Source organism: Bradyrhizobium pachyrhizi, from assembly GCF_001189245.1.
GTDB classification, from domain to species: Bacteria; Pseudomonadota; Alphaproteobacteria; order Rhizobiales; family Xanthobacteraceae; genus Bradyrhizobium; species Bradyrhizobium pachyrhizi.
Window position 1 is genome coordinate 1 of the sequence record NZ_LFIQ01000049.1, and the last position, 24,100, is coordinate 24,100.

25 protein-coding genes and 1 tRNA gene are annotated in these 24,100 nt (G+C 63.8%); 6 read left to right on the plus strand and 20 right to left on the minus strand.

Annotated features, from left to right (window positions below):
* Positions 1 to 53: 53 nt before the first annotated feature.
* Positions 54 to 2,096 (minus strand): molybdopterin biosynthesis protein, encoded by a 2,043-nt coding sequence (locus tag AKL29_RS07525; protein ID WP_244481823.1) that lies wholly within the window; start codon positions 2,094 to 2,096, stop codon positions 54 to 56.
* Positions 2,097 to 2,105: 9 nt separating this feature from the next.
* A complete protein-coding gene (locus AKL29_RS07530; protein ID WP_050383665.1) occupies positions 2,106 to 3,227 on the minus strand; it encodes a molybdopterin-binding protein in 1,122 nt (373 codons plus the stop codon).
* Between the two features lie 185 nt (positions 3,228 to 3,412).
* On the opposite strand from AKL29_RS07530, the gene AKL29_RS07535 reads away from it, so the two are divergent.
* Positions 3,413 to 4,624 carry an ABC transporter substrate-binding protein gene (locus AKL29_RS07535; RefSeq protein WP_050383666.1) on the plus strand — a complete coding sequence of 404 codons (1,212 nt, stop codon included), beginning with the start codon at positions 3,413 to 3,415 and terminating at the stop codon, positions 4,622 to 4,624.
* An 83-nt stretch (positions 4,625 to 4,707) separates the two neighbouring features.
* Here AKL29_RS07535 and AKL29_RS07540 read toward each other — a convergent pair whose 3' ends face one another.
* Positions 4,708 to 5,676, minus strand: coding sequence for a TAXI family TRAP transporter solute-binding subunit (locus tag AKL29_RS07540; protein ID WP_050383667.1), 969 nt, complete (start codon positions 5,674 to 5,676; stop codon positions 4,708 to 4,710).
* Between the two features lie 119 nt (positions 5,677 to 5,795).
* Here AKL29_RS07540 and AKL29_RS07545 point away from each other — a divergent pair, with 119 nt between their 5' ends.
* Positions 5,796 to 6,764: a Bug family tripartite tricarboxylate transporter substrate binding protein gene (locus AKL29_RS07545; protein ID WP_050383760.1), complete on the plus strand. Its 969-nt coding sequence runs from the start codon at positions 5,796 to 5,798 to the stop codon at positions 6,762 to 6,764.
* A 192-nt stretch (positions 6,765 to 6,956) separates the two neighbouring features.
* A tRNA-Ile gene (locus AKL29_RS07550) sits at positions 6,957 to 7,032 on the plus strand.
* A 20-nt stretch (positions 7,033 to 7,052) separates the two neighbouring features.
* On the opposite strand, the gene AKL29_RS07555 is transcribed toward AKL29_RS07550, so the two are convergent.
* Positions 7,053 to 7,850: a helix-turn-helix transcriptional regulator gene (locus AKL29_RS07555; RefSeq protein WP_028335624.1), complete on the minus strand. Its 798-nt coding sequence runs from the start codon at positions 7,848 to 7,850 to the stop codon at positions 7,053 to 7,055.
* 163 nt (positions 7,851 to 8,013) lie between these two features.
* On the opposite strand from AKL29_RS07555, the gene AKL29_RS07560 reads away from it, so the two are divergent.
* Positions 8,014 to 8,205 (plus strand): hypothetical protein, encoded by a 192-nt coding sequence (locus AKL29_RS07560; protein ID WP_050383668.1) that lies wholly within the window; start codon positions 8,014 to 8,016, stop codon positions 8,203 to 8,205.
* Between the two features lie 249 nt (positions 8,206 to 8,454).
* Entirely contained in the window at positions 8,455 to 8,625 is a 171-nt protein-coding gene (locus AKL29_RS41660) for a hypothetical protein (protein ID WP_244481824.1), read from the plus strand.
* 116 nt (positions 8,626 to 8,741) lie between these two features.
* Here AKL29_RS41660 and AKL29_RS43615 read toward each other — a convergent pair whose 3' ends face one another.
* The 15 genes from AKL29_RS43615 to AKL29_RS07630 form a co-directional block, all read right to left on the minus strand.
* A complete protein-coding gene (locus AKL29_RS43615) occupies positions 8,742 to 8,927 on the minus strand; it encodes a hypothetical protein (protein ID WP_160321714.1) in 186 nt (61 codons plus the stop codon).
* A gap of 334 nt (positions 8,928 to 9,261) precedes the next feature.
* A complete protein-coding gene (dhaK, locus tag AKL29_RS07570; RefSeq protein WP_050383669.1) occupies positions 9,262 to 10,245 on the minus strand; it encodes a dihydroxyacetone kinase subunit DhaK in 984 nt (327 codons plus the stop codon).
* A 37-nt stretch (positions 10,246 to 10,282) separates the two neighbouring features.
* The gene (locus tag AKL29_RS07575; protein ID WP_028335628.1) at positions 10,283 to 10,705 is read right to left on the minus strand and encodes a hypothetical protein; all 423 of its coding nucleotides are present in this window, start codon (positions 10,703 to 10,705) and stop codon (positions 10,283 to 10,285) included.
* Positions 10,698 to 12,317: a phosphoenolpyruvate--protein phosphotransferase gene (ptsP, locus tag AKL29_RS07580; protein ID WP_050383670.1), complete on the minus strand. Its 1,620-nt coding sequence runs from the start codon at positions 12,315 to 12,317 to the stop codon at positions 10,698 to 10,700. Before ptsP ends, AKL29_RS07575 begins: the two co-directional genes overlap by 8 nt.
* 1 nt (position 12,318) lies before the next feature.
* A complete protein-coding gene (locus AKL29_RS07585; protein ID WP_244481825.1) occupies positions 12,319 to 12,621 on the minus strand; it encodes an HPr family phosphocarrier protein in 303 nt (100 codons plus the stop codon).
* A gap of 32 nt (positions 12,622 to 12,653) precedes the next feature.
* Positions 12,654 to 13,046 (minus strand): dihydroxyacetone kinase phosphoryl donor subunit DhaM, encoded by a 393-nt coding sequence (dhaM, locus tag AKL29_RS07590; RefSeq protein ID WP_028163196.1) that lies wholly within the window; start codon positions 13,044 to 13,046, stop codon positions 12,654 to 12,656.
* Positions 13,043 to 13,666 (minus strand): dihydroxyacetone kinase subunit DhaL, encoded by a 624-nt coding sequence (dhaL, locus tag AKL29_RS07595; protein WP_028335630.1) that lies wholly within the window; start codon positions 13,664 to 13,666, stop codon positions 13,043 to 13,045. Before dhaL ends, dhaM begins: the two co-directional genes overlap by 4 nt.
* Before the next feature lie 21 nt (positions 13,667 to 13,687).
* Positions 13,688 to 14,713, minus strand: coding sequence for an ABC transporter ATP-binding protein (locus AKL29_RS07600; protein ID WP_050383672.1), 1,026 nt, complete (start codon positions 14,711 to 14,713; stop codon positions 13,688 to 13,690).
* Positions 14,706 to 15,803 carry an ABC transporter ATP-binding protein gene (locus AKL29_RS07605; RefSeq protein ID WP_028335632.1) on the minus strand — a complete coding sequence of 366 codons (1,098 nt, stop codon included), beginning with the start codon at positions 15,801 to 15,803 and terminating at the stop codon, positions 14,706 to 14,708. The genes AKL29_RS07600 and AKL29_RS07605 overlap by 8 nt, the downstream gene beginning before the upstream one ends.
* A gap of 4 nt (positions 15,804 to 15,807) precedes the next feature.
* The gene (locus tag AKL29_RS40365; RefSeq protein ID WP_028335633.1) at positions 15,808 to 16,026 is read right to left on the minus strand and encodes a hypothetical protein; all 219 of its coding nucleotides are present in this window, start codon (positions 16,024 to 16,026) and stop codon (positions 15,808 to 15,810) included.
* Positions 16,023 to 17,000, minus strand: a complete 978-nt coding sequence (locus AKL29_RS07610) for a carbohydrate ABC transporter permease (RefSeq protein WP_038377690.1) — start codon at positions 16,998 to 17,000, stop codon at positions 16,023 to 16,025. Before AKL29_RS07610 ends, AKL29_RS40365 begins: the two co-directional genes overlap by 4 nt.
* Complete coding sequence (locus tag AKL29_RS07615; protein WP_152977471.1) at positions 16,997 to 17,971, minus strand: carbohydrate ABC transporter permease; 975 nt, start codon at positions 17,969 to 17,971, stop codon at positions 16,997 to 16,999. The genes AKL29_RS07610 and AKL29_RS07615 overlap by 4 nt, the downstream gene beginning before the upstream one ends.
* 71 nt (positions 17,972 to 18,042) lie before the next feature.
* The gene (locus AKL29_RS07620) at positions 18,043 to 19,401 is read right to left on the minus strand and encodes an ABC transporter substrate-binding protein (RefSeq protein ID WP_028335636.1); all 1,359 of its coding nucleotides are present in this window, start codon (positions 19,399 to 19,401) and stop codon (positions 18,043 to 18,045) included.
* A 659-nt stretch (positions 19,402 to 20,060) separates the two neighbouring features.
* Positions 20,061 to 21,278 (minus strand): MFS transporter, encoded by a 1,218-nt coding sequence (locus AKL29_RS07625; RefSeq protein ID WP_050383673.1) that lies wholly within the window; start codon positions 21,276 to 21,278, stop codon positions 20,061 to 20,063.
* 108 nt (positions 21,279 to 21,386) lie between these two features.
* Positions 21,387 to 21,878, minus strand: coding sequence for a cupin domain-containing protein (locus AKL29_RS07630; protein WP_050383674.1), 492 nt, complete (start codon positions 21,876 to 21,878; stop codon positions 21,387 to 21,389).
* A 512-nt stretch (positions 21,879 to 22,390) separates the two neighbouring features.
* Here AKL29_RS07630 and AKL29_RS07635 point away from each other — a divergent pair.
* Positions 22,391 to 23,098 carry a peroxiredoxin-like family protein gene (locus AKL29_RS07635; RefSeq protein ID WP_050383675.1) on the plus strand — a complete coding sequence of 236 codons (708 nt, stop codon included), beginning with the start codon at positions 22,391 to 22,393 and terminating at the stop codon, positions 23,096 to 23,098.
* A gap of 33 nt (positions 23,099 to 23,131) precedes the next feature.
* On the opposite strand, the gene AKL29_RS07640 is transcribed toward AKL29_RS07635, so the two are convergent.
* Complete coding sequence (locus tag AKL29_RS07640; RefSeq protein ID WP_050383676.1) at positions 23,132 to 24,031, minus strand: LysR family transcriptional regulator; 900 nt, start codon at positions 24,029 to 24,031, stop codon at positions 23,132 to 23,134.
* Positions 24,032 to 24,100: the final 69 nt, after the last annotated feature.

Consider the following 24,100-nt stretch of genomic DNA (forward strand, 5'->3'; position numbering starts at 1 on the left):
ATCTACCTCCTGGCTTTCGCCAGGACGACAGCGGTGAATGTCGCAAATCTCGGCTACGCCGGCCTGAATCCCGCCTTCGTCAACGCAGCCCGCCCCTCATTCGATGCCAGCGCGTCAAGAAAAGCCCGCACTGCCGGCCGCTGCTTGCGCGCCGTCACCAATGCGAAGTCATAATGCTCTTCAGCATGCGGTATGAAGCCGAGTCCCGACGCATCGGCGACCGGCGCGATGGTCATGCCCCAGTCGGCGCGGTGCTGCGCCACTGCGGCCGCAACCGCATTGTGCGAGCGCGGCTGATTCCAGTAACCGTCGGGCCGGCTGCCCGCGAGCAAGCGATCGATCAGGATGCGGGTGCCGGCGCCCTGGTTGCGGTTGACCATGATGCAGGCGGGATCGGCGAGCGCGGCGCGCACCGCCTGCTCTGCGCTCAATCCGGCGAAACGTGTGTCGTCCTTGCGGAACACGATGCCCTGCATGCGCCGCCAGCCCGGCACCAGCTCGAGTCCGTCGGCCAGATACGGCGTGTTGTAGGTCTCGGTCTTGTCGTCGAACAGGTGGATCGGGGCGAGATCGCATTCGCCGCGCTTGGCGGCAGCGAGTCCGCCGAGACTGCCGACCGCGATCGAACGCACCACGAGCCCGGCATGCGCCAGCGGCGCCGTGACGAGATCGAGCCCGGTGCAATGGCTGCCGACGATGACGAGATCGGGCACCCGCACATGCGGCGTGAACAGCGTCACCTCGGCCTCGCTGCCGGCCGGCAACTGGTCGGCCAGCGCCTCGATCTTCAGGAAGCCGTCGGCCTGCGCGAACGACGTGATCGCGCCCGAACCCTTGCCGCCGGGATAGGCGATCAGGCCGTCGGCGCCTTCGACCAGCGACACCATCACGAACTCGGTACGCCCGAGCTCGGAGGCGATGCGCACCGGCACCTTCGCCGCCACCTTGGCATCCGAGCGCGGCGGCAGCCCGGCCATCCGCCGCAGCGCCGGCACGATCATGTCGTGGAAGGTGAACATCGCCGAGGTCGGAAAGCCCGGCAGGATGACGACCGGCTTGCCGTCGCACACCGCAAGGCACAGCGGCTTGCCGGGCTTCAGCGCCACGCCATGCGCGATGATGCCGGGCTCGCCGAGCCGGGCGATGATCCGGTGCGAGACATCGCCCGCCCCCTTGGATGTGCCCCCCGACAGCACCAACATGTCGCTGTCCGCCAGCGCCTTGCGCATCACGGCCTCGAGCATCGCCTCATTGTCGGCGATCGCGCCGAGGAACGACGCGTCGCCGCCGTTCTCGGCAATCGCCGCGGTGACGATCGCACCATTGGTGTCGTAGATCGCGGCCGGCCGCAGCTTCTCGCCCGGCTGCACCAGTTCGTCGCCGGTCGAGAGGATTGCGACCCGCGGACGGCGCACCACCCGAACGTCGGCGATGCCGCAGGCCGCGAGCATGCCGATCTCGCGCGACCCGATCATCGTTCCGGCGCGCAGCAGGGCCTCGCCGCGCGCGATGTCGGAGCCGGCATAGGACACGAACTGGCCGGGCGACGCCGCACGCCGGACCTCGATGGTGCCGTGGCCGGCGGGCTGGGTGTGCTCGACCATCACGATCGCATCAGCGCCGCGCGGCACCGGACCGCCGGTCGCAATCGCGGTCGCGGTGCCCGGAAGAGCCGGCAGGGTGGGCGCGGTGCCGCACGAAATCGTCTCGCCGTTCAGCGCGAGTTGCACCGGCGCAGCCTCGCCGGCGCGCGCCAGATCGGCCGAGCGCACCGCAAAGCCGTCGACATTGGAGCGATCGAATGGCGGCACGTCGATCGGCGCCACCACGTCCTCCGCCAGCGCACGGCCGAGCGCATCGGCGAGCAGCCATCTCTCGGACGGCAATTGGCGCGGGAACAGCGCCGCCTCGAAACGTGCGAGCGCCTCCTCGCGCGACAGGATGGTCAGGAACTGGTCCTGCTCGAAGCGGGAGGTGTCATTCCGGGATGGTGCGCCAGCACCAGACCCGGAATCTCGAGATTCCGTGTTCGCGCTATCGCGCGCCCCGGAATGACGTTGCTGCTTACCCTCGTTCGATGCGGGCATCTTGCTCATCTCGGGAACTCACTCCGGCAACATATAGGCATCGACCACCGTGCCCGCAGCGAAGCCCTCGGCGGCGCCGGGCACGATCAGCAGGGCTTCGGCGCGCGCGATGGCATCGAGCGACAGGTCGCCGGTCGCAAGCGCCGCCCAGGAATCCTGTTGAGTACCTTGCTCGCGTGTCAGCAGCGCGACCTCGGCAACGCCGACGCCGGAAGCGATCTTGCGTTCCAGCGGCAGCGCCAGCGTTTTGCGAGCGCGCCGGCCCGACAGGCGGTCGAGCACCGGAAGCGCAATCGCCCACCAGGCTGCGAAAGCCTGATCCGGCGCGCCGGGCAAGGCCACGACGGGCGTTGTATGAATCCGGCCGACCGCCGTGGTGCGCCCGGGCTGCAGGGCAATGCCGTGCGCGATCAGCGTGCCGCGCGACGCCAGCGCATTCACCGCAGCATCGGTGTGACCAACGCCGGTGCCGCCGATCGTGATGATCAGATCGCAGCCGTCGGTATCGAGTGCGTTTGCAATCGTCGCCGCATCGGGCGCCGCCTCGATGCCGACGACCTCAGCGCCCGCGAGGCGCGCGGTATCAGCGATCAGTTGTGCGGTCAGCTCACCATTGGCGATGTTGACGATGCAAAGCCGCGGCCGTCGCGCGCGCAACATCTGCAGTCCGGCCGCGCGCGCGAGCAGCAGGCCGCGCGGCAGCAGCGGCTCCCCTGCTGCGATCACGGTGCGCCCGACGGCGATGTCGCTGCCGGCACGCCTGACGCCCTGCCCCGGGATTGCTTCGGCGAGCACCTGCGGAAGCGGACCGGAGGTATCGACGGCATCGGCATCGACGACGCAGTCGGTGCCATCAGGCATCGCGGCGCCTGCCGCCACCCAGACCGGAGGTTCGGCCAGCGGCAACGGCGCATAGGAAGACGCGCCGACCAGGTCATTGGCGCGCATCGCCCACCCGTCGCTGACCGCGATATCGTGCGGCGGGTAGGCGCGCAAGGCCGGCATCTCGGCTGCAATGCAGCGCAAGGCGTCGGCCGGCGGCAACGCGATCGGCTGGACCGGCCCGACGTCGCGCAGCACGGCGGCCAGTGCCGCATCGAGCGGGGTGAGCGAAGGCGGAAGGCGCTGGGCGGTGACCATGGCCCGCTATGGACTGAATCGGCCCCGAAGGAAACTGCCTCTCGCCCGACCGGGGCTGCGTCATTAGACCGATGGCGCGTTGACGCGGTCCCCAATATAGTTGCAAAAGAAACCAATATGACCGGGTCCCTGAAGGCCCGGCACAACCAATAATGGCCAATGCGCCAATTCAGGAGGGAGACAGAATGAAGGCCACCAGACTAGCCATGTTCGGGACGCTCGCAGCCGCGCTGCTGGCCTCCCCGACCGTATCGGCGCAGGTATCCGACGACGTCGTCAAGATCGGCGTGCTGACCGACATGAACGGCCCCGCCTCGACGCCGACCGGCCAGGGCTCGGTCACCGCCGCGCAGATGGCCATCGACGATTTCGGCGGCAAGGTGCTCGGCAAGCCAATCTCGGTGATCGTCGGCGATCACCAGCTCAAGCCGGATATCGGCGCGACCATTGCGCGGCGCTGGTATGACGTCGATCAGGTCGACCTCATCGTCGACGTGCCGGTCTCGGCGGTCGGGCTCGCGGTGCAGAACATCGCCAACGAAAAGAAGAAGCTGTTCATCACGCACTCGACCGGCGCGACCGATTTCCACGGCAAATTCTGCTCGCCCTATGCGATTCAGTGGGTGTTCGACACCAGGGCGCTCGCGGTCGGCACCGCGCAGGAGGTGGTGAAGCGCGGCGGCGACAGCTGGTTCTTCATCACCGACGATTATGCGTTCGGCCACTCGCTGGAGAAGGACGCCTCCGCGATCGTGACCAAGAACGGCGGCAAGGTGCTCGGCGCGGTGCGGCCTCCATTTGCGACGCCCGATCTGTCGTCCTTCATCCTGCAGGCGCAGGCCTCGAAGGCCAAGATCATCGGCATTGCCGGCGGACCGCCCAACAACACCAACGAGATCAAGACCGCCGCCGAGTTCGGCGTCTTCGCCGGCGGGCAGCAGATGGCGGCGCTGCTGGCGCTGATCACCGACATCCACTCGATCGGGCTGTCGGCCGCGCAGGGCCTGCTGCTGACCACCTCGTTCTACTGGGACATGGACGACAAGACCCGCGAGTGGTCGAAGCGCTATTTCGCCAAGATGAATCGGATGCCGACGATGTGGCAGGCCGGCGTCTACTCCTCCGTGACCGCCTATCTGAACGCGATCAAGGATGCCGGCACCGACGATCCGCTCAAGGTCGCGGCCAAGATGCGCGAGAAGCCGGTCGAGGATTTCTTCGCCCGCAACGGCAAGCTGCGCGAGGACAATCTGATGGTGCACGACCTCTGGCTCGTGCAGGTCAAGACCCCGGCCGAGTCGAAATATCCGTGGGACTATTACAAGATCCTGGCCAAGATCTCGGGCGAGGACGCGTTCGGCCCGCCGGACCCGGCCTGCGCGATGGCGAAGAAATAGGATAGACGAATGGCGGATAGAGAGTAGCGATGGCGATAGATCAGAATTTCCATTCGCCATTCGCTACTGGCTATTCGCCCTCATCATTTCGCCACCCCGATCTCGCGGAAATATCTGAGCACGCCGGGGTGGATCAGGTTGATATCAGGCGCGGCAGCGAGCGTGTTCGCCGCCGTGGTCTCGCACGCCTGGGCGAGCTTGTTGCAGAAGGTCGCCTCGATACCGTGCAGCGTCTTCGCCAGCCGGTAGGCGACATCGTCGGGCAAGGTCTCGCGCACCAGGATGTAGCTCCAGGAGCCGACCGAGGCGATTGCCGCGGCCTGCTTTGGATAGCTGCCGGCGGGGATCGTCAGCGGCTTGAGGAAAGCATGCTTGGCGCGGATGCGGGCGATCTCGTCCGTGGTCGGCGCGATGAAGCGCGCGCCGGTGGCACTCTCGGCCATCTTGGTGAAGCCGGGCCAGCCGATGCCGGCGCCCCACAATGCGGCGGCGCGGCCGTCCTCGACCATCGCGGGCCCATCGCCGGCGCGATCGAGATAGATCGACTTGAAGTCCTCGTCCTGCTTCAGCCCGATGCCGTCGAGGATGTAGCGCGACAGGATCGGCAGGCCGGAGCCCTTGGCGCCGAACGCGACGGGCTGGCCGACCAGGTCCTGGATCGTCTTGTAGGGACTGTCGGCACGCACCACGAACATGCCCGGGCTCGAATACATCGCGGTGAGGATCTTCAGCTTCGTGGCCTTCGGCCGGCCGATGCCCATGAAGGCTTCATAGGACGGCTCGCCTGCCACGGTCGCGATATCGACGTTGCCGGCCTCGAGCAGCGGGATGTTCTCATTGGAGCCCTTGGTGTTGCGCGGCTCGATCGACAGCGTCGGGTCGGCCGCATTCATCACCTCGGCAAAGGCATTGCCATAGAGCGGAAAGCCGCCACCCGGCGTCGCCGTGGCGAAACTGATCGTGGTTTTGGAAATGGTCTTGCTCCCCTCTTGCGCCGCCGCCCCGCCCGCGAGCAGCAGCGCGCCGGCGCATATCATAACAGCGAATTTCATCCCGAGCCTCAAGCATTCCACACCAGCCTGACTATCGTCGCACGGGCGACGTCGTAGGCAAAGCCAGCGTTTTGTGAAACCATGCCGGCAACAGTCACAAGAAAATGACGGGAGAGACGATGATCCGGTTCGCGCGTGTCGCTTTGCTTGGTTTGATTTGCTGCCTCGCCTCGATTGCCCCCTCATCCGCATCCGACTATCCGAACCGCCCGGTGCGGTGGGTGATCGGGTTTGCCGCCGGCGGTCCGGTCGACATCGTCGCGCGCATCATGAGCCAGTGGCTGTCGGATCATTTCGGCCAGCAATTCATCGTCGAGAACCGCACCGGATCGGGCGGCAACATCGCCGCCGCGGCCGCGATCAACTCGCCGGCTGACGGCTATACGCTGCTGTTCGTCGCGCCCAACAACGCGATCTCGACCTCGCTCTACAAGAAGCTGCCGTTCGACTTCCTGCGCGACACCACCCCGGTCGCGAGCATCATGCAGCTCACCAACATGCTGGTGGTCTCGAACGCGATGCCGGTGAAGACCGTCCAGGAGTTCATCGACTACTGCAAGGCCAATCCCGGCAAGATCTCCTATGCCTCGTCAGGCAACGGCACCTCGGTGCACATGTCGGCCGAGTTGTTCAAGGCGATGACCAAGTGCGACATGCTGCATGTGCCGTATCGGGGATCCGCGATCGCCTTCCCCGACATCATCTCCAACAAGGTGCAGCTGATCTTCGACAATCTGCCGTCGGCGCTGGAGCAGGCCCGCGGCGGCAACGTCCGCGCGCTCGGCGTGACCTCGCCGAAGCGCTGGGCGGGCGTGCCCGACGTGCCGGCGATCGCCGAGACCGTGCCGGGATTCGAGGCGGTCGGCTTCTACGGCATCTCGGCGCCGAAGGGCACCCCGCCTGAGATCGTCGACGCGCTCAACAAGGCGGTGGGCGAAGCGCTGAAGGATCCCAAGCTCGTGACGCGCCTCGCCGAGGTCGGCGGCATCCCGAAGCCGATGGCCCCGGCCGAATTCGGCAAGCTGGTGGCCGACGAGACCGAGAAATGGCGCAAAGTCGTCGAGTTTGCCGGCGTCTCGGTGGATTGAGGCGCCGGTCGCCGGGGAAACGGAGGGCCGGGCAAGATGGCTGCCTGCCACTGTTCCAGCGATGCCAGCCGCGAGACGTGGCCGGCCCGACGGCGATGGCACAGGGTGCGGGCGGCATTGCCGAAACCGCAGTCAGCCTGTAAACGGAGCCCGCACCGTTGCCGGCCGCGCCCCGCGGCCCGCAAGGCGGCGGGGCCTGTAGCTCAATGGTTAGAGCCGGCCGCTCATAACGGTCTGGTTGCAGGTTCGAGTCCTGCCGGGCCCACCAGCAAATCAACTGCAAGTTCGTTATCGCAGCTTGCCGAGCCACAGCGCGGTGAGCGCCGAGCGATTGCGCACGCCGAACTTGGCGTAGATCGACTTGACGTGGAAATGCGTGGTGTTCGGACTTTGGTCAAGCCTCTGCGCGATCTGCTTTTCCGTGTGCCCGTCGAGCAGTGCGAGCAACACCCTGCGTTCAGCAGGTGTCAGGGGTGCATTGGCGATGAGCAGGCCGTGGCTGAGCAGTTGCTGACGATGAAACCATCTCAACCCGCGCATCACGAAGCCCAGACGTTGGCCGTCCTGCGCCGAGAAGCGAGGGGCCTCCGCATCGCGAAATACGAACAGGCGAATCCTCACGTCGTCATTGAGCGCAATGCGCACGGAAATGCTGTCGGCGAAGCCGACGTCCAAATAGTGCCGCCGATAGTGCTCGCCCTCGAACCATTCCGGCGGCAGCGCTTCGAACAGCAGGCGGACGCGGAACGGCTCATCTCCCGACATGGAAAGGATCTGAGACAGGTCGACGTTGCGGGACCAGAGCGTATCGAACTGCTGCTGCACGGATGCTGCCACCGCCGGTATCGGGTCCAGCACCCGGACGAGGCGCGGACGCCAACCGAGCAAGGGATCGGCCCGCTTCGGCGAAGGCAATCGCACGACTACACCCCATAGCACATTGCGTGCCGACAACATGGTACGCAGTGCGGCTAGTAGATGTGTCAGTGCGGCGTCGGCGTCGCCGACGGAGAACTCGGCCAGCCGATCCCAAAGTGCATAGACATCTTGATTCTGCGGATTGGTGGAATCCGTGGATAGATACATGTCCCCCCCCCGAAACGAGTGCGCAGGTCACCGACCTTCGAGCAAGCATAGGAGACACCGGACCACCTTTCTAGGTGGTTCCCAGACGCATCAAGTGGCGAGATATTCAGTGCGGTGTTGGGAAGACTGGCCTTCTCACCGTCACGATATTCGGAGATTAACGATGCGCACAGCAACGGGCGCGCGCCGACTTGACACACCCGACGACGACTGGACGGAGCGGCGGTGGCGTCTCGGCTTTTTCATCGCCCTATTATGCGCCGTTTTGATTGCACTCGCGGTCTTCGCGCAGGAGCAACCCGCTAAAGCGTTGATCCGCCCCACTGGCCCGCTGCCGGCGATCAACATTCCCTGATCGAGGCGCTGTTGGCGCGCCACTTGCCTGGAGCCGAGATTTCATTTGCATTGGAAATTGTGTGATCCAGACCGTTAGCGATCGGGCATCTTTGCCCATGCTGATTTCAGTTTGCCTTGGGGGCCTGCTTTGTCTGGGCGTTCTAGAAGATCGAAGAAACCCTCCGTCGCCGAGAGCGGAATCGCGAGCTCATGCGTGAAGCACGACGCTCGCTAACGCCCAGTCATTAGCCAACTTCTGGAGATCATCATGCGCGCCGTTGCAGTTGCTGCGATTGCAAACGCTTTTGTCCGGGTATTCCCCGCATCCTCATTGCAGGCAAACGTCCTCAAGCAGACCGCGTTGTTCTGTGGAGCCGCCCTCTTGGTGTGGCTGCTGTCGGTGACTTATGGGCTGGATCTCAGTGCCGGATTCTTCTAGCCGATCAGCATCTGATTTTTGCGTTTTCTTCGGTATCCAAGCCCGTTGACCCACATGTACAGGGGTCGTCGCGCTCTTCAGGGGCAAGTTCATAGAAGGACGCGGAAATGCGCTGCTCAGACGTTTTGTTCTGCAGCTCGAAGTCCTGGGTTGAAGCCGCCGGCTATCTCGCATCTCTTCTCGTCTTCGCCACGTTTTGCATGAAGACGATGCTCCAGCTCAGGATCACGGCCATCTTGAGCAATGTCGCGTTCATCGCATACGCGTTCTTCGACGACTTGTATCCAATCCTCGTCCTTCACTCGGTTCTGCTGCCTCTTAACGCCGTCCGAACAGTCCAAATGCTCCGCGTCAGGCGAATTGTGGAGCAAGCATCCAAGGGCGAATTCACAACCGAACCGCTATGCCCGCTCATGGTTGCTGGTTCGAGTCCTGCCGGGCCCACCAGTAAATCAATGGCTCGGCACTCACGATCGCCGGAGGTCCTGTCTACTCCACGCAAAAAAGATGCCGCGCCCGAAGGACACGGCAAGTTTCAGGGAGGGTGAACCGGCAGACTTCCGGTGCATGCCTGCGACCCCGGCCCATCGTCAGTCAGGGCGCAATCTGAAAATCAGCGGCCGCCCACCAAGGCGGTCACCATTTCAATGCGGCCGTACGCACGGGATGATCCCAGAGCGCGGTGGTCTCGCTGTCGAGCAGGCTTACGGTGAGCGAGCAACCCGCCATGTCCAGCGATGTGACGTAGCTGCCGACCAGCGAACGGGCGATGCGCAGACCTCGCTCCTCGAGCATCCGGCGCGCCGCGTTGTACATCAGATAGAGCTCGATCGTCGGCGTGCCGCCGAAGCCGTTGACGAGCAGCAGCGCCTCGGAGCCCGCGGGCGCCGCGAGATCGCCGGCGATCGCTGCCGTCATCTCCGATGCGATCGCATCGGCCTCTGCAAGCTTGACGCGGCGGCGGCCCGGCTCGCCGTGGATGCCAACGCCCATCTCCATCTCGTCCACGCCGAGCGCGAAGGTCGGCGTGCCCGCGGCCGGAACGGTGCAGCTGGTCAGCGCCACGCCTATCGAACGTGTTCGCGCGTTGACGCGCTCGCCGAGCGCCACGCAGGTCTTGAGATCGGCGCCTCCCTCGGCGGCGGCGCCGACGATCTTCTCGACAATCAACGTGCCGGCGACGCCGCGCCGCCCGATACTGTAGGTCGACTTCTCGACCGCGACATCGTCATCGGTCACGATGGTGGCGATGCGACCCTCGGCGATCTCGGCTGCCATCTCGAAGTTCATGCGGTCGCCGGCATAGTTCTTGACGATGAACAGGACGCCGGCATCGCCCGCGACCGCCTGGGCGGCCTCGACGATCTGGTCCGGCGTCGGCGAAGTGAACACCTGGCCGGGACAGGCGGCATCCAGCATGCCGTAGCCGACGAAGCCCGCATGCAGCGGCTCATGCCCGCTGCCGCCCCCCGACAACAGCGCGACTTTCTTCGAGTTCAGCTCGCGGCGACGGACGAATTTCCGCTCAGCGCCGAGCATGACGAGGTCGGCATGCGCGGCGGCAAAGCCGTCGAGGCTCTCTGCGAGCATGTTATCGACCGCATTGATGAACTTCTTCATTGTGTCCTCCCCGCTTCGTCCGTTTGGCGTTTCTCGCCTATTTTTCCCGCATGATGCCAATCAGTCGCCGCGTGAACTCCTGGAGCAACGTGTCGAGCTCGGCGTTGCGCTTGGCGCTGCCGAGGTCCGGCAGATGCAGCGTCAGCGCCCGCTCGTGCGAGCCTTCGCTCAACCGGCCGACGCGGCGCGGATGTGCGCGCGCATAGGCGCGAAGGAAGGCTGCCTTCGCCTGTGGCGGAAAGTGGCAGACATCGAAGATCGTGTTGAGATGCTGCACCGGTATCGGCACCGGATATGCGGGATTGCTGATCTGGCTGACGAAGCTGCGGTTCTTGCCCATGGCATGGGCCAGCCGAAGCCGCATGCCGGAGGGACGGCTCTCCAGCACCTCCTTGAAGATGCGCTTGTAGACTGCCACCGCGCCGGCTTCGGGCGCGTCATCGGCCGCCGTGTCAGCCAAGGCCGCCTCCGCTGCTCAGCCGGTCGATGGTCTGCTTGATCTGCGCCAGCGCCGATGCATTGACGGAGAGTTCGCGCAGGCCACAATTCAGCAGGGCGGGCAGGCAGCGCGGATCACCCGCCATGTCGCCGCACAGGCTGACGCTGATGGCGGCGCGGCGCCCATGCTCCGCAGTCCGCGCGATCAGTTCGAGCACTGCCGGATGCAGCGGGTCCATCAGGGGGGCGAGAGCTCCGTTGGAACGGTCGCAGGCCAGCACATATTGCGCGAGATCGTTCGAGCCGATCGAGAAAAAGGACGTCTTGAAGCTCGCGATTGCCAGGGCCGCCGCCGGAACCTCGACCATGATTCCAAGTTCGGGCAGCATCGCGGCAATGCCGTCCGCCTGCAAGCGCTGCACGACATCTGCGAACAGCTTCCGCCCCGCCTCGAGCTCGTCCGCCGAGGTGACCATCGGGAACATGACCTTGAGATTGCCGCGCACCGCGGCCCGCGCCAGCGCGCGGAGCTGAACCGCAAAGATCTCGGGCCGGGCGAGGCACAGGCGCAGGCCGCGCACCCCGAGGAACGGATTGGCTTCGCCGTCCACCGTGAAGCCCGGCACCGGCTTGTCGCCGCCCGCGTCAAACGTGCGAATGGTGACCGGTCGCCGGTCTGCCCAACGCAACACCGCATCGTAGGCCTGAAACTGTGTCTCCTCGTCGGGCAGGCCACCACGCTCCGTCAGCAGGAACTCGGTGCGCATCAGGCCGATGCCGTCGGCATATTGCGCGTCGGCATGCTCGAGATCCTCGACGCGCTGGATATTGATGAAGAGCTTGATCCGCTCGCCGCGCCAGGAGGCTGTCGGCCGCCGCAGGATCGCGCGCGCGGATGCCCTGCTCTTGAGATGGCTGTCGCGCCGCTTCTCGAAAGTACGGACCTGTTCGGCATTGGGATCGAGCTCCAGCGTCGCGCCTTCGCCGTCGAGCAACGCCGTGGTGCCGACGTCTGGAATCGAACCGAGCTGCACCACCATCGGGATGCCGCGCGCGCGCGCCAGCATCGCGACATGGCTGGTCGGGCTGCCGCGCAACAGCGCCAGGCCACCGCCGCCGGACCAGTCGATCTCGAGGAATCGCGATGGCGGCAGATCGTCGGCGCAGACCACGCCCCCGCTCGGGACCTTCAGCGGCTGCCCCTCGTCGCCACGCAGAATGTGGACCACGCGGTCGCGCAAATCCGCAAGATCGGAGGAACGCGCTTTCAGATAGTCGTCCGGTGCGGAATTGTAGTCGGCGATGTGCGCGTCGAGCGTCGAACGCCACGCGATATCGGCCGGACGTCCCTCGCCGACCGACGCGAAGATCGCCTCGATCAAATCCTCGTCCTCCAGCAGCGCAACCTGGAATTCGAGAATCTGCGCAGCTTCGCCGCCGGCGCTGGCGGCAAGATCGGCGATCTGGCCACTCGCGACGTCGATCGCATTGCGCAAGGCCAGCGCCTCCTCGACCAGTGTGCCGGCCACGCGCTCGCCGGCCGCGCCCGCATCGACACGGACAAACGGGCCATGGGCAAAGCCGATCGAGGCGGTCCTGCCGCGGTAGGCCAGACCTGCAGCGCCGCCCTGCATGCTATGGTGCTCCATCCGGAAAATCGCTTGCGATCAGATCGACCAGCGCCGCGACCGCGGCCTCGGCGTCGCTACCGGAGGCCTTGATCTCGATCGTGCTGCCATGTGCCGCGCGCATTGCCATGATCTTGGCCACGCTCTTGGCATTGATCCATTCCGGCGCGCCCGCGACCCGCACGGAGATCTGAGCCTGGAACTTCTTGGCGAGCTTGGTCAGCTTGACCGCGGGGCGCGCGTGCATGCCGACTGCATGCACCAGCCGCACATTGCCGGTGAAGATCTGTCCGTCCGCTCTATCAAGCATGCTCATCATCCATTAATCGCATCGCCGACATCTCAATCGGCAGAGAGTTCCTCGGCCACGGCTCTGACCTGGGCCAGCGAGCTGCCGCCCGCAGCTTCGGTCGCCGCCATGACGGCGCCCTCGACGATCGGCGCGTTGCAGACGACAACGAGATCACGCCTCGCCGGCTCCAGCATTTCGACCGCCATTTCGCTGTTCGTCTCGGCGCCGCCGAGGTCGACAAGTACAGCAACGCCTTTCGACGACCAGGCATCGTTGATGGCGTCGATGATCAGCGGCACGCTGGTGCCGAGACCACCATCGGGATTGCCGCCGCAGAAGGCGACCTTGACCTCGCTGCCGACCATCTGCCGCACCATGTCCGCGGTTCCCTTGGCGATATCCCGGGAATGCGAGACGATCACGATCCCTACGGTATCGGTCATTGCCGCGCCTCCAGGCCAGCGCACACAGCGTGCAGCAGAACGCAGCTCGATCGCGCCCCGGGATCGACATGACCGACGCTGCGCGCACCGAGGAACGACGCCCGGCCCTTGGTGGCTTGCATCGGCACTGTGCGCTCGACCGCTTCAGCTGCGGTGATGCGCACCCGCGCGATCAAATCGGGCTGGCCGGCGCCCGCTTTCAGTGTCTCCAGCACCGGAACGAGCACATCGAGCATTGTCTTCTCGCCGGCCTGCGAGCGACCGCGCGCGCTCACCGCGTCCACTCCGCTGCCGAACACGTCGGCGAGATCGTCAGGCAGGTGTTTGTCTTGCGACAGCGCTTCGCCCGCGGCGAGAAAGAAACTGCCATAAAGCGGGCCGGAGGCGCCGCCGACCGTCATGACAAGGGTCTTGCCGATCGCCTTGAATGCCTCGTTGAGCGGCTGCGCCGAGATGGCATCGAGCTTGCCGAGCACGGCTTCGAAGCCGCGCTTCATGTTGGTCCCGTGGTCGCCGTCGCCGATCGCCTGGTCCAGGCTCGTGAGCTCAGGCGCGCTGGCGATGACCTGCTCGGCGGCCGCCTTGAGCAGCGACTTGAATGTCTCCGGTTGCACAGACATCTATCTGAACCTCTCGCTCCCCTATTGGACCATCGCGCCGATGCGTTGCCCCGCACGGTCGAAACACAGCGGACGCAGCAGTTGCAATTCAACCTCCTGGCCGGCCCGCAACGGTTGATGCGGATCCGCCAGCGTCACCAGCGTTTCGCCCTTATAGTCGAGGTGAACGTGATTCTGCTCGCCGAGGTGCTCGACGCGATGCACCCGGCCGACCATCTGCCCGCCGTTGCGCGCGGCGATCTGAAGGTGCTCGGTGCGGATGCCGACCGTCTCCGTTTCCGGCGGTATCGCCACATCGGACAGCAACCGTGCGGGGAGGAAATTGATCTGGGGCGTCCCGAGCCGCGATGCGACGTAGCTGCTGGATGGATTTTCGTAGATCTCCCTCGGCGTGCCGAGCTGAAGCAGCCGACCGTCCTTGATCACGCCGATCCTTGACGCCATCGTCATGGCTTCGACCTGGTCGTGGGTCACATAAAGGATGGTCGCGCCGAGCTCGAGCTGGATCCGTTTCAATTCGAGGCGAAGCTCGGCGCGAAGCTTTGCATCCAGCGACGACAGCGGCTCGTCCATCAGATAGATCGAGGGATCGCGCACCAGCGCGCGGCCGATCGCGACCCGCTGCATCTCACCTCCCGACAGGCGAGTGGCGCGATTATTCAGCTTGCTGGCGATATGCAGGAGCTCCGCGGTCTGCTCGACCCGCTTGCGGATCTGTGGCTCCGGCACGCGCCGCGCCGGAGAGCGCAGCGGGAACGCGAGGTTGTCATAGACCGACAGATGCGGATACAGCGAATATTGCTGGAACACGAATGCGATGTCCCGTGAACCCGGCGGATCATGCGTCACGTCGCGCCCGCCGATCATGACCGAACCGGCGTCGGGGCTCTCGAGCCCGGTGATCAGCCGCAGCGTCGTGGTCTTGCCGGCGCCGCTCGGCCCGAGCAGGACGAGGAACTCACCGTCGTTCACCGTCAGTGAGAGGTCGCGCACCGCCTCTACCGCGCCGAAGCGCTTGCTGATATTGCGCAAGCTGACGTCAACCATGGCGCCCCCCCTCCTCGCCGGCGGTCCTGATTGCAAGGCCGCTGCCGGCATCGAACAGTGAGAGCCGAACGGAGTTGAATTCGAGGCCGACGGTCTCTCCGACCCGCACCGAGGCGCTCGACGGCAGCCGCGCCGCGACCCGTCCATAGGCGGTGTCGATTGTGACGATCTGCGTCGTGCCGAGATATTCCGCGCCGAACACCTCGCCACGAACGGATCCGGCGTCGCTGAAGCGAATATGCTCCGGACGAATCCCGAGGGCCAGCGCAGCGCTGGCCCGGTCCTCGCGGATCTCGGGCACCACGAGCCTGGTGTCGTGAAACTTGATCGCCCGGTCACCAGATCGCAGGCCGCCCTCGAAGCGCAGGAAGTTCATCGGTGGCGAGCCGATGAAGTCCGCGACGAACATGCTGGCAGGCCGGTCATAAACCTCCTGCGGCGTGCCGATCTGTTCCACGCGCCCCTTGTTCATGATCGCGATCTGGTCGGCCATCGACATCGCTTCGAGCTGGTCGTGGGTGACATAGACCGTGGTCGCCTTGATGCGATCGTGCAAATCGCGCAGCTCGCCGCACATCAGATGACGAAACTCGGCGTCGAGCGCGCCCAGCGGCTCGTCCATCAGGAAGGCCTTCGGGCGCCGCACCATGGCTCGGCCGAGCGCGACACGCTGGCGGTCGCCGCCCGAGAGCTTCGATGTCTTGCTCGACAGCAGATGCTCGATCCGCAGCATCCGCGCGGTCTCCTGCACCCGCTCGCGAATCTCGCGCCGCGCCATGCCCTGGCACTTCAGGGGGAAGCCGATATTCTGCCCGACATCCATATGCGGATAGAGCGCGAACAGCTGGAACACGAACGCGATATCGCGGGCGGCGGCACGGTGGAACGTGACGTCCTCCCCGTCGAGCAGGATCTTGCCCTCGGTCGGCAGCTCGAGGCCGGCGATCATGCGTAAGGTGGTGGTCTTGCCGCAGCCGGAAGGGCCGAGCAACGCAAAGAAAGTGCCATCGTCGATGGTGAAGGTCGACCCTTCCACCGCGGTGAACTGATCGAACGACTTGCGAAGATTTTCGATGCGGATCTGAGCCATGACCCTATTCCGGAAAATGGCTGACGACGACGAAGCCTACCGTGCCGGCCAGAATCGTCACGAATGAATAGCTGTAGAGATCGATCGAGAAGGGCTGCACCAGCATGAAGATGCCGCCCCCGATCAGGGTCATCGCAACGGCCTCCCAGCGCCCGCGACTGAAGAAGCAGGGCAATGCCCCCTTGGTTCCCTTGGCACCCCTAATAACAGCAGAACCGCTCATTTGCGCACCGCTCCGAAGGTGATGCCGCGCAACAGATGCTTGCGGAGCAGCACGGTGAACATGACGATCGGGACGACGAACAGCGTGGTCGCGGCGGCAACCGCCGGCCAGTCCTGCCCGCCCTCACCGATGATGAAAGGAATGAAGGGCGGCATGGTCTGCGCCTCGCCGCTGGTCAGCAGAACCGCGAAGGCGTATTCATTCCAGGAGAAGATCAGGCAGAAGATCGCGGTCGCCGCAATTCCGGTGACGGCCTGCGGCAGCACCACCTTGCGCAGCGCCTGCAGCCGCGTGTAGCCGTCGACGAGGGCCGCCTCTTCGTACTCGCGTGGGATCTCGTCGATGAACCCCTTGAGTAACCAGACTGCGAGCGAGACGTTCACGGCGGTATAGAGCAGGATCATTCCGAGCCTGGTGTCGGTCAGGTTGAGCTGCCGGTACATCAGATAGATCGGGATCGCGACCGCGACCGGCGGCATCATCCGCGTCGACAGAATGAAGAACAAGAGATCGTCGGCCAACGGAATGCGGAAGCGCGAGAATGCGTAGGCCGCGAGCGTACCGAGGAAGACGGCGAGGAAGGTCGAACCGAACCCGATGATCAGCGAGTTGACGAAGCGCGGGACGACTTTGGACGGTCCGGCAATGACCATGTCATGCTTGCGGACCAGCTTGTCATACCAGGTCTCCGGGGGCGGCAACTTGGCGATGAAATCAGGTGTCTGGCGGGTGCGCACCGTGAACAGGTTGACATAACCTTCGAGCGTCGGCTCGAAGATTACCTTGGGCGGATAGGCGATCGCATCGCTTTGCGACTTGAAGGCGGTGGCGACGATCCAGAGCAGCGGCAGGATCGTGATCAACGCATAGAGGATGACGAGAGCACCAGCGAATGCCTTGGTGCGCGGCGAGGCCTCGACGATCGAGTGTGCGCTGGATCTGGCCAGGACAGGTTTGGCTACGGCAGCGGTCATCGTTGCTTCACCTTGTTGAGCGCTTTGACGTAGATGTTGGCGGCCCCGAACACGGCCACGAACAGGATGATGGCGAGCGCGGACGAATAACCGGTGCGCCACTTCTCGAATGCCGCGCGCTTCAGTGTGATCGATACGAGCTCGGTGGTTGACCCCGGGCCTCCCGACGTCAGCAGGTTGACCATGTCGAACATCTTGAAGTTCTCGATCGCGCGAAACAGCACCGCCAGCATCAGGAACGGTACCGTCATCGGCAGCGTGATCGACCAGAACTGCCGCCAGGCCGAGGCACGATCGACTTCGGCGGCCTCGTAGATGTAATCCGGGATCGAGCGCAGCCCCGCGAGACAGATCAGCATCACGTAGGGCGCCCACATCCAGGTGTCGACGAGCACGATGGTCCATGGCGCGAGCGCGACCTGCCCTGTCATGCTGAAGGAGCTCGGCGGCACACCGGTGAACATGCTGATCAGATAGTTGAACGGGCCGATCTGCGGCTGCAGCAGCAGCGTCCAGAAATTGCCGACAACCGCCGGCGACAGCATCATCGGCAGCAGGATGATCGTGGTCCAGAAACTGTGGCCGCGGAATTGACGGTTGATCAGAAGCGCGAGCCCAAAGCCGATCACGACCTGCATGGCGACCGAGCAGATCACGAATTGCGCGGTGGTCTGGAGCCGGAACCAGACGTCCTCGTCGTTGAGTATGTCGCTGAAATTGTCGAGCCCTACAAACCGCAGCGGCAGATAGGACATGCTGAGGTTGAGGCTGGTGAAGGACAGCCGGATCATCCAGACCAGCGGAAAGATGTTGATCGCGAGCAGCAGCGCAATCGTCGGCGCGACGAACAGCCACGCAATGGTCCGGTCGGACAGACCATGGACGCGGCGCGCGGCGCGGGATTTGGCTGGCTCGCTCACGCCCGGGATCGTAGCATGGTCGGGTTGCAGGATCGTCGTCATCTTGTCCATCGGCTGGGCTGGTTCGGCTTCCCCGAGGCTGACCTCGGGGAAGCCAGTTCAGTTGGGACGCGGCGTTCGAGCTATTGCGAGGCGACTTGCTTGCCCTGTTCCTTGAACACCTTGGTCCAGTCCTTGACCAGGAGATCGAGCGCCTGCTGCGCGGTACCCTTGTCGGCGACGACGTAGTCATGCACCCGCTTCTGCATATCAAGCAGCAGCTGGGCGTAGGACGGCTCGGCCCAGAAGTCCTTGACAATGCCCATCGACTCCAGGAATTGCGGCGCGAACGCCGCGCTCTTCGGGAAGTCCGGCGCGTCGACCACCGCCTTGAGCGCCGAGTAGCCGCCGATCTGCCACCATTTCTGCTGCACGGCGGGCTGCGCGAACCACTTGATGTAGGCGAGCGCGTCGTCCTTGCGGTCGGAGGTCGCAACCACCGAGATGCCCTGTCCGCCGAGCTGGGTGAAGTGCCCGTTCGGGCCGGCCGGATTGACGAAGAAGCCGATCTTGTCGCCACCGACATTCGGATCCTTGTAGAGGCCGGGGAAGAAGGCGAACCAGTTCATTTGCATCGCCACCTGGCCCGACTTGAAGGCATCGAGCCCTTCCTGCATGTAGGCATTGGTCATGCCCGGCGCGGTGCAGCACTTGTAGAGTTCCTTGTAGAACTCGAGCCCCTTGGCCGCCTCGGCGGAATTGACGATGCCTTGCATCTGGTACGGCTTCTTCGGATTGTCGTAACTGAAGCCGTAATTGTAGAGCACGTTGGTCACGCCCATCGTGATGCCTTCGGAGCCGCGCTCGGTGAAGATGTAGGCGCCATAGACCTTCTTGCCGTCGATCTCGCGGCCCTGGAAGAACTCCGCGATCTGCTTCAACTCGTCATAGGTTTTCGGCGGTGCCAGATCACGACCGTACTTGGCCTTGAAAGCCGACTGAATGTCGGGCCGCGAGAACCAGTCCTTGCGATAGGTCCAGCCCACGGCGTCGGCCATCGCCGGCAGCGCCCAGTAGTTCGCCGAATTCTTTGGCCACTGCGAATAGCCGACAACGGTCGCCGGGACGAAGTCGTCCATCGAGATGTGCTCTTTGTCGAAGAAATCGTTGAGCTTGACGTACCACTTGTTCTCGGCGGCGCCGCCGATCCACTGGCTGTCGCCGATGATCAGGTCGCAGAGCTTGCCGTGGGAGTTGAGCTCGTTGAGGAAGCGATCCGCGTAGCTCGTCCAGGGGACAAACTCGTACTTCATCTCGATGCCGGATTGCTTGGTGAAATCCTTGCCGAGTTCGACCAGCGCGTTGGCCGGATCCCATGCCGCCCAGCACAGCGTGAGCTGCTTACCCTGGGCCGCAGCTTCGCCTCCGCCAAATATCCCCAGCAGCGCCGCCCCGAGAACCGTGGTGGCCGCTGAGCTTCTCAGCCAATTGAATGTCCGCATATCCGTTTCCTCTCTCGTTGAAGCGTCCAACCCGCTCAGCGCGCCCTGCCGGAGCGACGCCAAGACCCTGAAACCGAGTTTGAGGAGCGATGAGTGAAGGACGAGACGGACCGCTGCCGGAGACGGCTCCGGCATGGCTTGGGCTCCTCCTGCACATCAGCGCTCGATGCGCGATGTTTAGTTTTTTGTATTACTAAACGTAGTACTAAATTTTTTGGCCCGTCAAGCCGGTTCTCGCGACCTTGGCGAAAATATTCCCGACGCTCGCACGCGCAAGCGTCGACGTTCGCAATGCAACAAATTGCCCAAGGATTGCAGCGAATGCGGCGAACAACGATTGCCGACCTGGTCCGGCGGACGCAATTCGGCCCGTCCCGATAACAGGAAAGCCAGAAGGTCAGCCACAGCCAGAATGTTTAGTATGCGACTTTACTGAACGTTCAACAAAGCGATTGAGCGCGCGAGCAGCCTCAGCGTCGGCCGAAATCCGCCATTGCCGCGAACCGCACCAGTTTCGCGCCAGAACACGACCTCACCAAAGCGCGACGAGCGCAATCGAACTCAAGCATGGTGCAGCAAGATCAACGAAGCTGATCTTGCTCCACCGCTCATAACCGGTCTGGTTGCAGGTCCGAGTCCTGGCGGGCCCACCACTCGTGTTATCGACCGGACACCGGGATCCTGAGGCTTGCGGTCAAAATGCACCCCAATGCCAACGCCACACCCACGCCTGCGACACAGGCGGCCCATCCGAAATGGTCGAACAATTGACCAAGCACCGCGCTGCCGACCAGGCCGCCGAAGAAATAGCAGGCAAGGTAGGTGCCGCTGGCAACCCCGCGGTTTGTTCGCGCCGCTTGCCCGACGAAGCCCGTGGCGCAGGCTTGCGCAAAGAACGTGCCGACCCCGATCAGCACCATCCCCGCGAGCACCTCCGCAAGGTGCGATGAGAGCATCAGTGGCAGGCCCAGAGCGGCGATTGCGAGACCGCCCCAAAGTGATAGGCGCATGCCGAACAGTGCCACCGCTTTGCCAGCCAGCAGCGTCGTGACGACGGAGGGGAGAAACACGAAATAGACAAAACCCACCCCCATCATGCCGAGCGACAGTGGGGCACGGACCAGGATGAAGTTGACGTAGGTAAAGGTGCCGATGAACGCGAACAGGATGCAGAAGCCAAGGCCGTAGGCCGCGCGCAGGGCCGGATCGTGCCAATGCTCTATCATTGCCGAAAGTGGCGATTGCGCCGGGTCGATGGAGTGCATGGGCTGGACGCGCTTGATTGTGAAGTGGACCAGCAGCGCGCCTGCGAGATTGAGCACGGCAAAGAAATAGAAATTCGTCGCCAGGCCCAGATTGTCGGACACGGACGCCGAGATGAGACGCCCGATCAGATTGCTTGCGACGTTCCCGGTGATATAGGCAGCGAAGGCGCCGCCAGCATCCATCGCGCTGCACTGTTCGCCCAAATGGGCAAGGGTGAGCGTAAAGGCTGACGCCATGCAGAGGCCCTGCATGACGCGAAGAATGGTGAAGACGGTAAGGTTCGGTGCGATGGCAAGCAAGCTCGTCGGAATTGCGAGCAGAAGCAGGCTTGCCAGAATGCCGGTCCTGCGATCGATGTGCGGGCTGAAGGATCCGACCACCAGTCCTGCGACTGCCATGCCGATGGTGCTGGCATTGACGGCGAAACCCATCGCACCGGGCGTGACGCCGTAGTGCCGCGTCAGAGTTGGTAGAATTGCTTGAGTTGCGAACAGGTCGACGACGGTCAGGAATGCGGTGAGGCCGATCACCAGGGATCGCAGCGCCACGCCGGTTGAATGACCGTGCTCTTGCATCGGTTCTGCCGTGACTCCCATCGGCATGTCGGCCATCGCGGCAGCTCCTGTAATCGAAAGAGGGGATGTGACGCCGGGCGTGCGGGGCCAACACGGGCTCCCGGGTCGTCACATCCGGTAACGAGGCGTGGGGCGGAGCACTCGTTACATGTTGTGGTCGGTCGGATCCTTGCGGACATCACCCACGTAGAGAATGACGGTCTCTTTGCCGAGGTTCTTCCACCAATGCGAGGTGCCGTAGACCTCCGGTCGCAGGTCGCCAGCCTTGTGCACAATTGGGTCGACGCAGTTGCTGGCGTATTCGACGACCTCGCCCTGCTGGACAAAGATCAGTGCCGGCCGGTCGTCATGGCTATGCCAGGGCACGATGCCGCCGGGCTCGATGGTCAGCTTGCGGAAGCGCAGTTCGCGTCCCTCGATATGCGCGGGCTGCTTGCCGAGATCGATGGAGCCAAGCGTCACGTCGGTAACACCAACCGGCTTGTAGTCCACCATCGAGCGGGCATTGGCCTTCATCTTGTCGGCGGGACATTCACCGGCGAATGTCGCGGATGCTGTCGCGAGCGAAATGGCAATGGCGCTTGCGACGCCGAGAGCTTGCCAGATCTTGCGCGCGGTTGCGATGTCATTGAACATGTTGTTGTCTCCTCGATGTCGCGGCCCCGAAAGGCTGGCCGGCGTGTCAGGAGCATCGCGCAAGGCCTTTGCTTCGGGAAATGCCCGTTGGCTGTTGAGTCGATAGCGGCGAGCTATGCGACTCAAGCGTTGCCGGGCATGTGCTCGATGTCCGGACGCGAAGGTCCGACAGGCGGAAATGTGGTCACGAAGCTCGCTCGCGCGAATGTCGAGATTCATTGCAAGGCCGAACATATCTCCAAGCTTATAACCGCCATGGCCCACGAGGTGGAAATCAGGAAAGGAAAGGTAGCGAATTTGCCAAATCACAGTACGTTATAGCGGGACATAGAAAACCCCTCGGGGGACGGCCATCCTCGCTCAGGCGTCCAACATGAAATGCGGGCGCGCTCTGATATCGATAGCCCAATGCTATCGTGCTTTGTGCAATGCTCCTGGCGGAGACAAAGGCGCCTGTGGTGGGCGGTCCGCGCAGGATTGCCATCTGAAGGTCAAACATACGGGAGCAAGGGATGACATCGCTTTCCCCAGCCGACGCCGAGCGGCTCAAGGTCGCCTTTCAGCGCTGCCGGGAGATGGAAGGCACTCTCAACGAGCAGCTCCAAGCTTATGCGGCAGCAGGCCGGGAAATCTTTCCGGCCTACGGCGACGCAGTCGATCGCCTCGTTATCAGGGTCAACGAAAATGGCGGCGGCGAAAACGCGCCGCGCCCTGGCGAACCGATGCCACCCTTCGTGCTACCCGACGAAAGCGGTCGCCTAATCGCCTTGCCTTCTCTGCTCGAGCGAGGCCCGGTGGCGGTGATGTTTTTCCGCGGCCATTGGTGCCCGTATTGCCGGCTCAATGTCAGGGCGGTGATCAAGGCCTATGACCGCATCAAGGCTCTGGGGGCGGACGTCGTCGCCATCATGCCCGAGACACAGGAATATGCGGCAGAATTCAAGTCCGAAGCCGGAGCACCGTTTCCAGTGCTGACCGATCTCGACAATGGCTATGCGCTGTCCCTCAACCTGGCGATCTGGCTTGGTGCAGAGATTGAGCGGCTTCTCTCTTATCTCGACATGCCGAGCTTTCACGGCAACGACGGTTGGGTGTTGCCAATTCCTGCGGCCTTTGTGATCGGATGCGATGGCATCGTCAAAACGCGTTTTGTTGATCCCGACTTCCGGCGCCGCATGGCGATCGAGGATCTACTCGGAGCTCTGAAGGACGCGAGGTAGGCACTTCCGGACGACCCGCGTGCATTGGTACTCTCACGCGGCTCGGCTCTTCTCCAAAAACTGCCGCCAATCCGTGCCACGCAGCATGCGCATGACGGCAGATGCGACCGCAGTTCGTTCGCGACCGGCGATGCCGTAGAGATTGACCGTGCGTCGGGCATCGAGTCCCTCTACCGAGGTACGTTTGAGCGTCTGCGGTATCCGCGAGGTGTCAGGAACCACGGCGATGCCGATACCGGCCTCAAGCAGCTCAATGAGATCGCGCTCGCTCGAGATCTCGTGGCAATGACCGACGTCTATGCCGTGCTCTCGCAAGACGGTGTTCAAACGCAGGCCATACTCGCAGTACCCACGCGACAAAAGCTGTTCGGAACGCAGATCATCGAGGTCGATGCTGTCCTGATCGGCAAGCCGGTGGTCAGCGTTGACGACGAGCTGAAAGTCCTCCGTAAATAGCGGCCAAGTGTCGAGCCGCTCCCAATTCGGGTCGAGTTCAGCTGCGATTCCAAGCTCCGCCTCACCTTTCCTCAGCATGTCTCCGACTTCGCGGCCATTGCCACGGAGAAAACGGAATTCCAACCGATTGAACTGGCGCTTGATCTGATCGAGGAAGGGAATCAGCAGACACAGATCGATCGAGTGGGTGAGCGCGATTCTCAGCGCGCCGATTTCGCCGCTTTTGAATGACGAGGCGAGCGAGCGCGCGCCGGCGGCGGCCTCGTAGCATTGCTTCAGCAAGGGGTGCATGCGCTGACCAAGCTCGGTCAATCCGGCCGGACGCTCGCGGCGAAACAGGTCGCCGCCAAGCTCAGCCTCGAGCTGCTTGATTGCCCGCGTCAGCGATGGCTGGGTGACATTGCACTCATCAGCAGCACGCGTGAAATTGAGCGTCCGCGCGACCGCGAGGAAGTACCGAACCTGATGCATTTCCATGGCCGAACTCCCCTGATCCGGCTCACAGTCTAGCCGATTGAGGGCCAAGGCGGCCATAGCGCGCACCTA